Origin of the sequence: Asticcacaulis sp. W401b, from assembly GCF_046503825.1 — a bacterium.
In the GTDB taxonomy this organism is placed as follows: domain Bacteria; phylum Pseudomonadota; class Alphaproteobacteria; order Caulobacterales; family Caulobacteraceae; genus Asticcacaulis.
The window spans coordinates 36,404-49,829 of sequence record NZ_JBKFEE010000020.1; the positions used below are offsets into that span (position 1 = coordinate 36,404).

Below are 13,426 nucleotides of genomic sequence, written 5' to 3' on the forward strand. Positions count from 1 at the left end.
CCCGAGTTTAGTGCCGCGTACCTTTAAGCCGGCGATATTGCCGGCGCTAAAAACAGGGAGTTACATGGAATGAAATCAGTGTTCAAAGGCTTCAGGCGGGCCATCATCGCCTGTCTGCTCTTCGCGTCGGCGCCATGTCTGGCCGCGATCAACAACCCGGGCTTCGAAACGGGTACAACCAGTGGCTGGACCATCGCCACCAACGTCATGAATTCCGCCAGTGTCGGGGCGACAGGCGCGAACACGGGTTCCTACGGTCTGGTTTTCTGGAGTGGCGGCCCCTACGAAACCGATGCCTACCAGTCGCTGACGGGTATCGCGAACGGCCAATACACCTTGACGGCCATGTTCAAGAATGGCGGCGGCCAGACTAGCGCGTATCTTTACGCTAAAAATTGTGGTGGGGCGGTCCGGCAGACATCCATTCCCGTGTCGTCAGGGTGGACAAAAGTCGTGGTGCGCGGCGTTCAGGTTACCGGCGGCGCCTGCCGGATCGGACTCTACTCAGTCGCTGCGGCCAATCAGTGGGTGGCAATGGACAATGTGACGTTTACTGCCGATTCCGGCCCGGCCTACAGCTTCCTGCAAGGCGGCGACGTGTCCCGTCTGACCTATATCGAGTCTCTGGGGGCTAAATATTACCAGAACGGTCTGCTGAAAGACCCCATGCAGATCCTTGCTGATAACGGCTTCAATTTCGTTCGTCTACGCGCTTTCAATGATCCGGGAAACGCAGCCTACGCACCGTCCAACAAAATGCCGATGGGTTTTCAAAATACGACGGACATTCTCAATCTGGCTAAGCGGGCCGGTAACAAGGGGATGAAGGTTCAACTGAGCCTGAACTATTCCGACTGGTGGGCAGATGGGTGCCTCCAGGATGTGCCGCATGAATGGAGCGGCATGTCGTTCGCCCAGATCAAAACAGCGGTCTACAACTACACCTTTGACATCGTCAAAAAGCTCAAGAACCAGGGTACCCCGCCAACCATGGTCTCGCTCGGCAATCAGATGCAATGCGGGATTTTGCTCAACCCCGGGAACTACGGACCGCTCACCAACTGGTCGCAATTAGCGCAACTGCTAAATTCCGGCGCACAGGCCGTAAAGGCGGCCTCGCCAACCTCAAAGGTCATGTTGCACATCGACTCGCCCTACAACGCGAACTGGTTCTTTACGGCGGCCGTCAATAACGGTGTGAACTTCGATGTCATCGGCGTCTCCTGGTATCCCTACTGGGAAAGTACCCAAGGTCACACGACCACGGATACACTTCCTGAGCTGCTGACGTCACTCAACAGCATAGGGGCGACCTACAACAAGGACATCGTCATCATGGAGACGGCGACGAATTGGAACCCGACCTTATCCAACGGCTATCAGGGTCAGCTGATCAATAATGGCAATGTCGGTTACGCGCAGACCCCTGCCGGGCAACGCGACTACACCTATGACCTGATGAACATCTGCAAAAGCGTCAACAACGGTCGGTGTGTCGGCATCCAGTGGTGGGACCCTATTGCGGTTAATCAGGCCAACTTCGGCTGGATTGTGGGCGGAAACAATGCGGTCGACAACTCAACTGTCTTCGACTGGAATCATAATGCGCAGCCGGCCTTGACCCAGGCTTTTAAAAATAATCGATGAGCGTACACTGCGGGGAGGGCCTCCCTCTCCCCGCAGACTCGTCACAAACTCCCCTGCCAAGGGAGACAACGCACCGTTGTGCTTGACATTTGACTTATTTATAATATCAGGCTTGACGGGCTTCTAAGAGTTCGGTTTATATCCGACCGTGCGATGCGTTGGCGCGTGGGCACGCATCGCAATCAAAATAGTCGCAGGGACACAATTTCAATGCATATTATCTCCGATGGCCCGTCCGGTGCCGCCGGTGCTCCAAACAAGTACCGTTTTAATCTCGGCTACATCTGGATGATCTCGGCAATTGCCGCTCTGGGTGGGCTTTTGTTCGGTTATGACTGGGTCGTCGTTGGAGGGTCCAAGCCGTTTTACGAGCCGTACTTCCATCTAACCACGGAAGAGCAGATCGGGTGGGCCAATAGCTGCTCGCTGCTGGGGTGTCTGCTAGGCTCGATTATCAGCGGCGTCCTGAGCGACCGGATAGGCCGCAAAAAGCTTTTGATCCTGACAGCCATTCTGTTCGGTGTATCCTCGATCTTCACCGGTTGGGCGACGAACTTCGATATCTTCGTCTTCTGGCGTATCCTTGGCGGCGTCGCCATCGGTGTCGCTTCTAACATCTCGCCAACCTATATCGCAGAAGTCGCACCCGCTGCCTGGCGCGGACGTCTTGTGACCATGAACCAGTTGACCATCGTTCTGGGTATTCTGGGCGCGCAGATCGTCAACTTCTTCATCGCCGGTGATGTCGGTGCCATGGATCACAATGCGATCCGCGACTCCTGGCAGGGCCAGTTTGGCTGGCGCTGGATGTTCACGGCGGTGGCGGTTCCGTCCATCATCTTCTTCATTTTGGCCTTCTTCGTTCCGGAAAGCCCACGCTGGCTGATGAAGATGGGCAAGCGCGAACAGGCGACAAATATCCTCGGCAAGATCGGCGGAGAAGAATATGCCGCAGACCAGATTGCTGAAATTGACGCAGGGCTGACCCGCGAGCGCGGTGAGAAAAGCTCGATGGGGGAGCTGTTCTCACCGGCGATCCTCGGTCTTCTCTTGACCGGTATTGGTCTTGCCGTGCTGCAGCAATGGAGCGGCACGAACGTTATCTTCAACTACGCCGAAGAAATCTACCGCAGTGCCGGCTACGACCTCAGCGGTGTTATGTTCAACATCGTCATCACCGGCGCGATCAACCTTGCCTTTACCCTGCTGGCAACGGCCACGGTCGATAAGCTCGGTCGCCGCACCCTGATGCTTTGGGGATGTGCCGCCATCACCATCATGCATGTGCTCCTTGGTGGCGCATTCTATCTTGGTATCACTGGTCCGATCGTCCTCCTGCTCACCCTGGGCGTTATTGCCGCCTACGGTATGTCTTTGGCGCCGATCACTTGGGTGCTCTTGTCCGAGATTTTCCCCAACCGTATTCGTGGTGTCGCCATGTCGATCGCCGTCTCTGCATTGTGGATCGGGTGCTTTATCGTCACCTACACTTTCCCGATCCTCAACCAGCGACTGGGTGCGGCTGGAACATTCTGGTGCTACGGCGTGATCTGCCTGGCTGGTTTCATCTTCATTGCCCTCCGGGTGCCTGAGACTAAGGGCAAGTCACTCGAAGAGATCGAAGCCCAACTCGCCCACAAGAAGCCGAAATAAGAAACTGGCCAACCTCCGGCGTCGCTTTCCCTTGGCTGCGCCGGAGGTCTTTTTGAACCCTGAATGCGACGTTGCCGGAGGCGAGTTTTGCCTGCGAAGGAGTCGTGCGTCCGGAGAGGAACAAAAAAATGAAGATCACCGACATTTCGACGACCATCGTCAACGCCGGCATGCGCAATTGGATTTTCGTCCGGGTCGATACCGACCAGCCTGGGCTGTATGGACTTGGTGAAGCCACGCTTGAATGGAAAACAAGAGCCGTTGCTGCAACCGTGGAAGACCTAAAGCCATTGCTGATAGGCCGTGACCCACGTGAACTCGAACGCAACCACCAAAGAATGGTCAAACACTCTTTCTGGCGGCTCGGTGCGATCGGTATGTCGGCGGTAAGCGGCATCGACATGGCGTTGTGGGATATTACGGCTAAGGACTTGAACGTGCCCGTCTGGCGCCTTCTGGGTGGCCGGGTACGCGACGAAGTGAAGGTTTACACTCACCTTGGACTCGGCGATATGACCTCGGTCTACCGTTCAATGTCTTCAGAATCGGTAGTCGAGCAGGCCCTGAAAGTGACCGAAGCGGGGTACAATGCCTTCAAGATCGTTTGCATTCCTTATACCCACTATACGGCCGCTACCAAAGATCTAGACCTGCTGGGACGGATCATGGGCGACGTCCGCGCCGCTGTAGGCGATAAGATTGAGATCATGGTCGATTTCCATGGTCGCCCCGCGTCGGCGTCCGCTGCGCTGGCCTATATCGACGTACTTGCGCCACATCGCCCACTCTTCGTGGAAGAGCCGGTGCCGCCGGGCGATAGCGTTGCTATGAAAGCTGTGTCGGACAAAACCTCGGTGCCGATCGCCACGGGAGAGCGCCTCGTCGATGTGCGTGAATTCCAGGACTTGTTTGCCCACCGAGCGGTTGGAATAGCGCAACCGGATCTCTGTCACGCAGGGGGATTCACCGCCGGTCGCAAGATTGCGGCCATGGCAGAAGCCGTTGGCGTGGGCTTGGCCCCACATAACCCTCTTGGACCGTTGGCGGGCGTTGCGGCACTGCATTTTGCCGTCGCCACTCAAAACTTCGTCATTCAAGAAGAGATGTCGGGCGCGGTGCCTTGGTTCAGTGAAGTGCTCGACAGCCCGATCGTCCGCAAAAATGGGAACTGGCAGGTGCCTGAAAAACCTGGTCTGGGCGTCGAACTCAACGAAGCCATCATCGCTAAGCATCCCTTCAAGCAAGAACCGATTGATGTTATCGCCGAAGACGCCGTATTGTCTGACGGCACCGTAGTGGATTGGTAATCGACGATGCGTCTGCTTAACAAAATCGCCGTCATCACGGGCGCGGGCCAAGGCATTGGTGCTGCCATAGCCAAAGCCTTCATAAAAGAGGGCGCGGCTGTGTGTATCGCCGAGCTGAACGCAAAGACTGCTGAAGATGTCGCCTGGAAACTCCGGGCTGACGGTGGGCGTGCGATTGCGGTTCAGTGCGACGTTGCCGACCGTGCGTCGATTGACAATGCGATCTCTCGAACCATCTCCGAGTTCGGTCGTGTCGATATTCTCGTGAACAATGCTGGTGTCAACGTGTTCCGTGATCCCCTCGAAATGTCAGATGAAGACTGGCGCCGGTGCCTTGCAATTGATCTTGAGGGTGCGATGCATGGAAGTCGGGCCGTGCTACCGGGCATGATCGAACGCGGAGTAGGGGCGATCATCAATATTGCGTCGACGCACTCTTTTTCGATCATCCCGGGCTGTTTCCCCTATCCGGTAGCCAAGCACGCTCTGCTGGGCCTTACCCGGTCGTTGGGCATCGAATATGCCTCGAAAGGCGTGCGCGTGAACGCCATCGCCCCCGGCTACGTCGATACGCCGATTGCCGAGGCTTACTTCCAGACGTTCCCTGACCCGGCCGCCGAGCGTAAAAAGGCGGAAGACATTCATCCGCCGCGTCGGATGTGCCGCCCGGAAGAGGTCGCGATGACAGCCGTCTTCCTCGCGTCGGATGAGGCCCCTTTCATCAATGCCAGTGTCATCACGATCGATGGTGGTCGCTCGGTAATCTACCACGACTGATACCCCACCTTGAGGGGCCGGCGACCTGCGCCATAATTGGCGCTTCGGTTTGGTGCGGCCTTGTCACTTAAGGAAGCTCCAATGACCCTTCGCCTGATCCAGTTTGTTTATGCCCACGGGCCGCGCGGCGTGGCCGCCGGAGAGGATGACGGCTCGGCCAAGGTCATTCTGGGCGTCGCCTCGACCTACGAACTGGCGCGGGCCGCGATTGCCGCCAAGCGCTCGATCGTCGATCAGGTCAAGGAGCAGGGTCTGGGCGAAGCGGTGGACATCGCCGTCGCTCTGGCCGAAGGCCGCGTGCTGGCCCCGATCGACCATCCGGACGCCGCGCACCTGCACCTGACGGGGACGGGCCTGACACACCTCGGTTCGGCCGAAGGTCGCGACAAGATGCACTCGAAGGCCAAAGAGGCCGGCGGCGAAGAGAATCTGACCGATTCGATGCGCATGTTCCTGATGGGCGTGAAGAACGGCAAGCCAGTTTCGGGCATGGCGGGGGCGCAGCCGGAATGGTTCTACAAAGGTAACGGCCACGCGCTGGTCGGTCCGGGTGCCGAACTGGTGTCGCCGGGCTTTGCCGCAGACGGCGGCGAGGAGCCGGAAATGGCCGGCATCTACGTCATCGGCGACGACGGTCAGCCGTATCGCATCGGTTTTGCTCTGGCCAACGAGTTCTCGGACCATGTGACCGAGAAGCAGAACTATCTGTGGCTGGCCCACTCCAAGCTGCGTCCGGCCAGCCTGGGCGTCGAGATCCTGACGGGCGATCTGCCGAGCCATGTCGAGGGCACGTCGAAGATCGTACGCGGCAACGAAGTGATCTGGCAGAAGCCGTTCATCTCCGGCGAGGACAATATGTCCCACACGTTCGAGAACCTTGAGCATCACCACTTCAAGTACGAGCTGTTCCGGGTGCCGGGCGATGTGCATGTGCACTGCTTCGGTACGGCGACGGCGAGCTTCGCCGACGGCGTGAAGACGCAGGCGGGCGACGTGTTCGAGATCGACGCCAAGCCGTTCGTTCATGCGCTCAAGAACCCGCTCAAGACCGTGGAGCCGGTCGCTCAGACGGCGAAGGTTGTGAGACTGTAATGGCGGCCACCACGGTACTCGTCGATGGGGTTAGTCCTCCTCAGTGAGGCCAAAAGCCGCAGCCGAATATGTGTGCCTGAAAAACGCAAAGACTTCCGGCTCGTCCGCAAAAATATCTAGCAGGGCATTCTCTTCGATCGCCGCTTTCAAGGTTTTCGCCTTTTCGCTGATGCCTATGAGAGCGGCCGTTAGAACTTGTGTCGATGTCAGGTTGGATTTTACGATATTGCTGTAGAAATGTCGGTTGGGCGAGGCGGCTGTCATACTGAATGCGTTTTCGAGAATGCGAAAATAGTTGCCGCTATTTCGGACGAAAAAACTGTAGTAGCGGTCTGCGATCTGGGTCAGATGTGCGGTGTCGTTTCCGCGGCTTTCACCCGAATAAATCTTCTGCGCGTCCCCAACCGCGAAGTTATAGAAAGCGTCCTTTCCCCGATAAATCGTGACCTCTTTTTCACCGTTTGATGTCCTCGTCGATCGCACGGTTATGCCGTTCTCGGCTGAAAGCAGGTTCTGTATGACGTTGAACAGAGTATTCTCGTATGCCTGCGTGCGCAAGGCCTCATTCTGCGCACGTGACTGGGCCTGTTGCTCCTCGAGAATGGATTTAGTTTTATCGGCATCTTCTATGGCGATACGAAGCGTGTCCTGTGCGGTTTTAACTTCTGCGCGCGCCAGCTTGAGTTGCTGATCCTGCTGGCGAATGGCGTAGACGATGCCGATTATGCTCAGACCGGAAAACAGCGCGTTCACTGCTCCAAACATATCGCCGAAGACCCCGGCATTTATATAGGTCTCTGAGCTGACCCTCAGGGCCGACCAAAGCTGCCACCATCCGATCCCCAGATTGAGAATCCACGCAAGCGTGACGGTTCCAGCCGCGAGCCAAACCCAGTATCGCTCCAGCCATTCGCCCCCAGTGTTCGCTTTCCCGTCCATGCCGTGCCCTTTTGTTCTGCTCAAAGCTTGGGTTGATTCCGTTTTGCCGTGAAGTTGCGCGGGCTAAATTTTCGCTACTCAAACGATTGTTGAAGTATTATTTGTAATATTAGTAATTTCAGATTTGACGCTCATGTTGTGAGGGTGTTACGTCACTCCCAAGAGGTTTTAAGAGCGCCTAGCCATGGCGCCGAGGGAGAGGTCTATGAAAAAGCAAATTCTCAAAGTGATGGTGTCGGCTGGCGTCCTGTTGGCGGTAATGGGCGGCGCGGCCCGTGCCCAAACCGCATCTCAACCGCTGCAGATTGATTTATCCGGCGCGCAGCCCACCTATAAGGGTGACCATCTGAAATCCGGTGGCACGAACGCGGCAGGTCACAGCTACACCGTCAATCAGTCCTATATTTCGGTCGACGGAAAGCCGGTCATAAAGATCACCGGCGAATTCCACTACTATCGATATCCGCATCAGTACTGGGAAGAAGAGCTTCTTAAGATGAAGGCGGGCGGCATCGATACGGTGGCCACCTATGCGCACTGGATCGTACACGAAGAAGAAGAGGGCAAGTGGGACTGGTCGGGCGACCGCGACCTTCGGGCGTTTATCGAACTGTGTCAGAAGCTCGACGTGAAGGTGCTGTTGCGGGTCGGTCCTTACGGCCACGGCGAAGTGCGCAGCGGCGGATTTCCAGACTGGCTTTTGGCAAAACCGTTGACAGTCCGCGCCAACGATCCTGTCTATCTGAATTACGTCGGTATTCTTTATAAGAATATCGCTGACCAGGTGAAGGGACTGTGGTTCAAAGATGGTGGTCCGATCGTTGGCCTCCAGATCGAAAACGAATATCAGCATTCGGCTTCACCGTGGGCACTGAACTATCCGGGCCAACCCCTCGACTATACAGTTGCGCCAGAAGATAAGGGCGTGACCCACCATCAGGTCAGCTCGTCGGCGACCGTCAACACGCGCGCTGCGGTGGGCGTTGAGCACATGCGCTCCCTGAAGAAGCTGGCAGAGGACGCCGGTATGGATGCGCCTCTTTGGACGGCGACCGGGTGGGGCAACGCAACCATCGTACCGAATGAAACGCTTCCGGTGCAGGCGGCCTATGCCTATCCGAGCTGGGACGCAAAGGCCCGGCCGTCATCGCTCTATCTCTACACGGATCTGCAGAAAAATCCTGACTACGCACCCCTGTCTTATAACGCCACGGAGTACCCCTACCTCGCAGCGGAGTTGGGGCCTGGCATGATCAACCATTACGCCCGTCGTCCCTATATACCTCTCGAAAGTGCCGATGCGTTGGTGAACCGGTTCTTGGGCAGCGGTTCAAATGGCATCGGCTATTACATGTTCCAGAGCGGAACCACGCCCCACGGCAAACGGTCGTTCCTGTCTGACGAACCGGTCGGATACCCGAAAATGTCATATGATTTCGGCGGACCGCTGGGTGAATTCGGCGATGTTCGCCCGACCTTCAATCGCCTGAAGGTCCAGCATTTCTTCATGAAGGACTTCGGCGATCGTCTGGCCCCGAGCCCGGTCGCCTTGCCGGCAAATGCCGCGTCAATCGATCGTCTGGATACCAAGACGCTGCGATACGCAGCGCGGGGGGCCAACGGATCTGGCTTCCTCTTCATCAACAACTTCCAGGATCACGTGACGAACGTCGCCAAGGATGCTCGGTTTGAGGTGAAAACTCCCAATGGGACCGTCGCCTTGCCGCTCAAGGGCGAGATGCACATTCCGGCCGGTGAAAACCTGATCCTCCCCGTCAATCTCGATCTGTCGGGCGTGAATCTGGTCTCGGCGACAGTACAACCGATGGCGCACCTATCCAACAAGGGCGGAGAGCACTACGTGTTCTTCGGCCACGAAGGCATCGCCAGTCAGTTCGTCTTCCCGGGCAATACGGTCGTTAAAGCGTCCTCGTCGAACGGCTGCACCGTCCGTGCCGTCGAGTCTCTGAAGCTGGTTGAATGTAAGTCGGCTGATGTCGCGCGGTTTGAAGTCGAGACCGGCGGCAAAAAGACGAACGTGCTCCTACTGGATCACGCTTCCGCTATGAACGCCTGGGTTCTGGGCGAGAATAATGACCGGCACCTCTTTATTAGCGAGGCGACGCCGCTCTACGAGAACGGCCAGATTGCCTTCCGGTCGGTAGGTAAGAATGTCGCTCAGGTTCGTGTGTATCCGGCACCGGCAAAGGGGCCCGAATTGGTCGGCGTCGGCGCTGTGAAGTCACTGGTGGCCAAGCGCGGCTTTGCGACTTACCAGCTGACGCAAAAGGCGTACGAACCGGCTGTCGACGTCAAATGGCCCGCCTATAACAAGGTGACGGTTGCGCTGCCAAAGAAGGACCTTCCCCCCGGCGTCGTCGACGTCTGGATGGACCTGCCTTACGAGGCGGATACGGCTCAGGCCTTCGTCGGCAATGATCTGGTCGCTGACCACTTCTATGCCGGTGAGGCGTGGCGCATCGGTACGAAGCGATTCCTCGGCAAGAGTGATTACATGCTCTTCAATTTCCGCCCGCTGCTCCCGGATATGCCGTTCTATGTCGATCTTCCCAATCCGCCGCAGGTCAAGGCGGGTGAGCAGATCATTCGTGTCGGCAAAGTCACCATGACGCCTGAATACGAAACCACAATTCGTTTTCCGGACTCTACGAACTAACTTGATGTGGCGGGCTGTTAGACGCGCCTGATTACGCCCACCTCGGCTTGCCGGGGTGGGTTCATTTTTTGGTCGCAGGGTCATCGCCTGAGGCAAGATCGTGATGATAAGGTATGATGCTCCTGCCCTTACTCAAAATATCAGACACGGCCGGTTCAGAAGCGACAATCCTTCCGTATGGGGCCATCCTCCATTCACTGCGCATCCTTGTGCATGGCCAGCCGCGTGAGGTCCTCGTCAATCTTCCGGATTGGCGCGATTACATTACCGATCAGAACTACATCGGCAGTATAATTGGGCGGGTTGCAAACCGGATAAGCGGGGCGAAATTCCGGTTCGGCAACATCGAGCACAACGTGACGGCCAACGAGGCTCCGAACTGCTTGCACGGCGGCGCGCAGGGTTTTGGCAAACAGGTTTGGGAGATCGTCGAGCACTCGACCCACCGTGTGGTTCTGTCCTATTTGTCACCGAACGGTGAGGAAGGCTTTCCGGGCAATGTGAAGGTGCTTGCCACCTTTGAATTTGTGGCCCCCAAAAGCCTTCGTATTTCCTATGACGCGGAGACGGACGCGCCCACGCCGATCGATCTGACCCACCACCTCTATTTCAATCTGGCAAGCGGCGCGGGTGGTGCGATCGAGGATCATCTCCTTCAGGTCCATAGCGATTCAGTCCTAGAGCTCGATCGGACGTACGTTCCAACAGGTGACGTCCTTCGACTGCCAAGAACTCCCTTCGACTTGAACAAGGCGACGAAACTTGGGGATCTGCTGGCCCGCAAACATTACCAGTTGACCCGAATTGGCCTGAACCAATCCTGGATCTTGAGGCCGGTTGAGCCCGCGTTTCGCATGATTGCACCCGACCATTCTCTGGAGCTTGCGGTCTCGACCGACCAGCCCTGCTTACAGCTCTATTCAGGACTGAACCGGGAAAACGCTCCAGCGGGTGCGCTCGCCGTCGAGCCACAGGGCTACATAGACGCGGTCAATCGTTTCCAGTTCCCGTCACCCTGGCTGGTTCCGAGAGAGCGGTATAGGCGCTCGACGCTATATGAGTTTTTCGATGCTCCAAAGGTCGACGCTTCGAGGCCGCTCACTGGAACAGGAAGGCGAGCTAGCACGACGGGGGCGCTTCGGTCCTGATCGTCTCGCGCTGCGTGATCAGTCGGGCACTATGTTGCCGGGTCAGGAAAATCCAAAGCCAGTTCCACGCGACCGCCAGACGCGACCTTGTACCGATGAGGAAGTAGATGTGCGCGATGCCCCACAACCACCATGCCGGTCCGCCTTTAAGGCGCAAAGCCCCAAGGTCCACAATAGCGGCACTCCGCCCGATAGTAGCGAGATTGCCCTGGTTCTTGTAGGCGAATGGCCGGGGCAGGGGTTTCTTCGATCTGCGCGCCAGCAGAACCTTCGCAACGTAAGCGCCCTGTTGTTTCGCGGCCGGCGCCACGCCTGGAACCGGCTTGCCGTCCTTGTTGGTCACCGCCGCGGTATCCCCGATCACGAATATATCCGGAAGACCCGGCGCGGTCAGATCGGGCTGGACAATCGTTCGACCCGCGCGGTCGGCGGGTATATCCAACCAGGATGCAGCGGGTGATGCCTGAACGCCGGCAGCCCAGACGACAGTGCGGCTTGGCATGAATATCTCTCCCATCGTCACCCCTTCCGATGTGAGATCCGTCACAAAGGTGTTCACGCGAACATCGACACCGCGGGCTTCGAGTGTGGCCTTGGCATAGGCGGAAAGGGGTTCCGAGAACGAGGCAAGAATCCGCGGCCCGGCCTCGATCAGTACGACGCGAGCCTGATGGGTATCGATATGCCGAAATTCTTTAGGAAGGGTCTTGTGAGCGAGTTCCGCGATAATGCCGGCCAGTTCGACACCTGTCGGACCGGCACCGACGATCGAAAAGGTCAGTTGGGCATTTCGGATATCAGGATCGGATTCTATTTCAGCGCGTTCAAAGGCCAATAGGACTCGCCGGCGAATGGTTGTGGCATCTTCCAAGGTCTTCAAACCCGGCGCGACCAACTCCCATTCTGGGCGCCCGAAATAGGCATGCGTAGCGCCGGTCGCCAGCACGAGTGTATCATAGGGTAAGGTTCCGCCGCTCCTGAGCCGGACACCCTTTTGCTCGGTGTCGACACCGATGACCTCATCGAGGATCGTTCTTACATCCGTGCGGTCGCGGAAGAGGTGGCGAATAGGCCATGCGATCTCTGACGTGGCGAGTATGCTCGTAGCGACCTGATAGAGAAGAGGCTGGAACAGATGGTGGTTTCGTCGGTCAACGAGCGTAATCTCGAAATCTGCACCGGAAAGATCGTGGACCAGTTGTAGTCCGCCAAATCCACCCCCAATGACGACGACCCGATGCTTGCTCATTGCGATGCCTTCACAATTGCGAAAGTTCGCCTTCAATCTACGCAAATTTGTCTCGGCAGGTGAGACAAGCTTTCTTTCCGAATGTGTCGCTACCGCGTCTCGCTAAGTAGCGTCTGATTGCCGACTGATCCGCTTCTCGAAAGTGATCATTTTTGTTCGGCCGTGGACGACTTTCGGAAAGGATAGGGTGCTTTCGCCACACGCCGTATAGCCATGTCGCGCATAAAAGCGGCACACGTCATCTCGATACGCCATGGCTTTGAGCCACACGCGTTCAATGCCCAATTCTATCGCCTGCTGTTCGGCAAACTGAAGGCCAAGCTTGCCAAGACTCCGGCCAGTGAAAGCCTCGTCGAGGTAGAGGCGTTCCAGATAGAGCCCGTCGTTTTCGCCCGATTCGGCGGGGAGGTTGAATTTGATAAATCCTGCGCTCTCCAGACGGGACTGGATATAGAAGAACCGTGCTTGGGGCTGGCTCAGCTCATCCCGTAGCTTCTCTACAGAAAGAGCGTCTCGAAGATACTGCGCCCCTCGATCCTCCCAAAGATCGGCGTAATGCTGATGATAGATTCGCCCGGCCATAGCGTGCAGTCGATCGGCATCAGAGCTGTGTACGCGTTCAAATGTAGTTTCGGACTGCACGTGACCTCCATCGGCTTTCACGTCCACTGTTTGCAGGTGGGGCCTGCTGATAGATCCTACATATGTATCGTGAACCAGCTTTCAATGAGTAGGGGCCGGCGGGTTTCCCTACTGAAGAATCCCGAAACCTGAAACTTCAGGGGCTAAGAGAACGATGCTTCTGCCAATTGCCTCAAACCCAGTGACGGAACCAGGCGTCCAGCTCTATTTTGTTCGAAGCGCTTTATCTGCCGCCCCACTTGGAGGCGGGTGCCTAACTATTAGTCGCCTTTTGAGAGCTGGCTACGGGTCATAG

At 57.1% G+C, this 13,426-nt stretch carries 10 protein-coding genes; 7 read left to right on the top strand and 3 right to left on the bottom strand.

Annotation, left to right across the window (positions count from 1 at the left end):
- Positions 1-69: 69 nt before the first annotated feature.
- The 5 genes from ACK8OE_RS19295 to araD1 all read left to right on the top strand — a co-directional run bounded on the left by ACK8OE_RS19295 (position 70) and on the right by araD1 (position 6,476).
- A complete protein-coding gene (locus ACK8OE_RS19295) occupies positions 70-1,647 on the top strand; it encodes an arabinogalactan endo-beta-1,4-galactanase (RefSeq protein WP_410273953.1) in 1,578 nt (525 codons plus the stop codon).
- 210 nt (positions 1,648-1,857) lie between these two features.
- Entirely contained in the window at positions 1,858-3,300 is a 1,443-nt protein-coding gene (locus tag ACK8OE_RS19300; RefSeq protein WP_410273954.1) for a sugar porter family MFS transporter, read from the top strand.
- Between the two features lie 128 nt (positions 3,301-3,428).
- A complete protein-coding gene (gene dgoD / locus ACK8OE_RS19305; protein WP_410273955.1) occupies positions 3,429-4,607 on the top strand; it encodes a galactonate dehydratase in 1,179 nt (392 codons plus the stop codon).
- 6 nt (positions 4,608-4,613) lie between these two features.
- Positions 4,614-5,384, top strand: coding sequence for an SDR family oxidoreductase (locus tag ACK8OE_RS19310; protein ID WP_410273956.1), 771 nt, complete (start codon positions 4,614-4,616; stop codon positions 5,382-5,384).
- Positions 5,385-5,465: 81 nt separating this feature from the next.
- Positions 5,466-6,476, top strand: coding sequence for an AraD1 family protein (gene araD1, locus ACK8OE_RS19315; protein WP_410273957.1), 1,011 nt, complete (start codon positions 5,466-5,468; stop codon positions 6,474-6,476).
- Between the two features lie 30 nt (positions 6,477-6,506).
- Here the strand turns inward: araD1 and ACK8OE_RS19320 are convergent, their stop codons facing one another.
- On the bottom strand, positions 6,507-7,415 hold the full coding sequence (locus ACK8OE_RS19320) for a hypothetical protein (protein ID WP_410273958.1): 909 nt from the start codon (positions 7,413-7,415) through the stop codon (positions 6,507-6,509).
- 205 nt (positions 7,416-7,620) lie between these two features.
- Here ACK8OE_RS19320 and ACK8OE_RS19325 point away from each other — a divergent pair, with 205 nt between their 5' ends.
- Complete coding sequence (locus ACK8OE_RS19325; protein ID WP_410273959.1) at positions 7,621-10,092, top strand: beta-galactosidase; 2,472 nt, start codon at positions 7,621-7,623, stop codon at positions 10,090-10,092.
- 113 nt (positions 10,093-10,205) lie between these two features.
- Positions 10,206-11,240, top strand: coding sequence for an aldose epimerase family protein (locus ACK8OE_RS19330; RefSeq protein ID WP_410273960.1), 1,035 nt, complete (start codon positions 10,206-10,208; stop codon positions 11,238-11,240).
- Here ACK8OE_RS19330 and ACK8OE_RS19335 read toward each other — a convergent pair.
- Together ACK8OE_RS19335 and ACK8OE_RS19340 are read right to left on the bottom strand one after the other, a co-directional pair.
- Entirely contained in the window at positions 11,212-12,489 is a 1,278-nt protein-coding gene (locus ACK8OE_RS19335) for an NAD(P)/FAD-dependent oxidoreductase (RefSeq protein ID WP_410273961.1), read from the bottom strand. The genes ACK8OE_RS19330 and ACK8OE_RS19335 overlap by 29 nt on opposite strands.
- A 102-nt stretch (positions 12,490-12,591) precedes the next feature.
- A complete protein-coding gene (locus ACK8OE_RS19340) occupies positions 12,592-13,131 on the bottom strand; it encodes a GNAT family N-acetyltransferase (protein ID WP_410273962.1) in 540 nt (179 codons plus the stop codon).
- Between the last annotated feature and the right edge of the window lie 295 nt (positions 13,132-13,426).

Coding starts and splice junctions, on each gene's coding strand:
- ACK8OE_RS19295 (WP_410273953.1), top strand. CDS start 70: ATGAAATCAGTGTTCAAAGGCTTCAGGCGGGCCATCATCGCCTGTCTG.
- ACK8OE_RS19300 (WP_410273954.1), top strand. CDS start 1,858: ATGCATATTATCTCCGATGGCCCGTCCGGTGCCGCCGGTGCTCCAAAC.
- dgoD (WP_410273955.1), top strand. CDS start 3,429: ATGAAGATCACCGACATTTCGACGACCATCGTCAACGCCGGCATGCGC.
- ACK8OE_RS19310 (WP_410273956.1), top strand. CDS start 4,614: ATGCGTCTGCTTAACAAAATCGCCGTCATCACGGGCGCGGGCCAAGGC.
- araD1 (WP_410273957.1), top strand. CDS start 5,466: ATGACCCTTCGCCTGATCCAGTTTGTTTATGCCCACGGGCCGCGCGGC.
- ACK8OE_RS19320 (WP_410273958.1), bottom strand. CDS start 7,415: ATGGACGGGAAAGCGAACACTGGGGGCGAATGGCTGGAGCGATACTGG.
- ACK8OE_RS19325 (WP_410273959.1), top strand. CDS start 7,621: ATGAAAAAGCAAATTCTCAAAGTGATGGTGTCGGCTGGCGTCCTGTTG.
- ACK8OE_RS19330 (WP_410273960.1), top strand. CDS start 10,206: ATGATGCTCCTGCCCTTACTCAAAATATCAGACACGGCCGGTTCAGAA.
- ACK8OE_RS19335 (WP_410273961.1), bottom strand. CDS start 12,489: ATGAGCAAGCATCGGGTCGTCGTCATTGGGGGTGGATTTGGCGGACTA.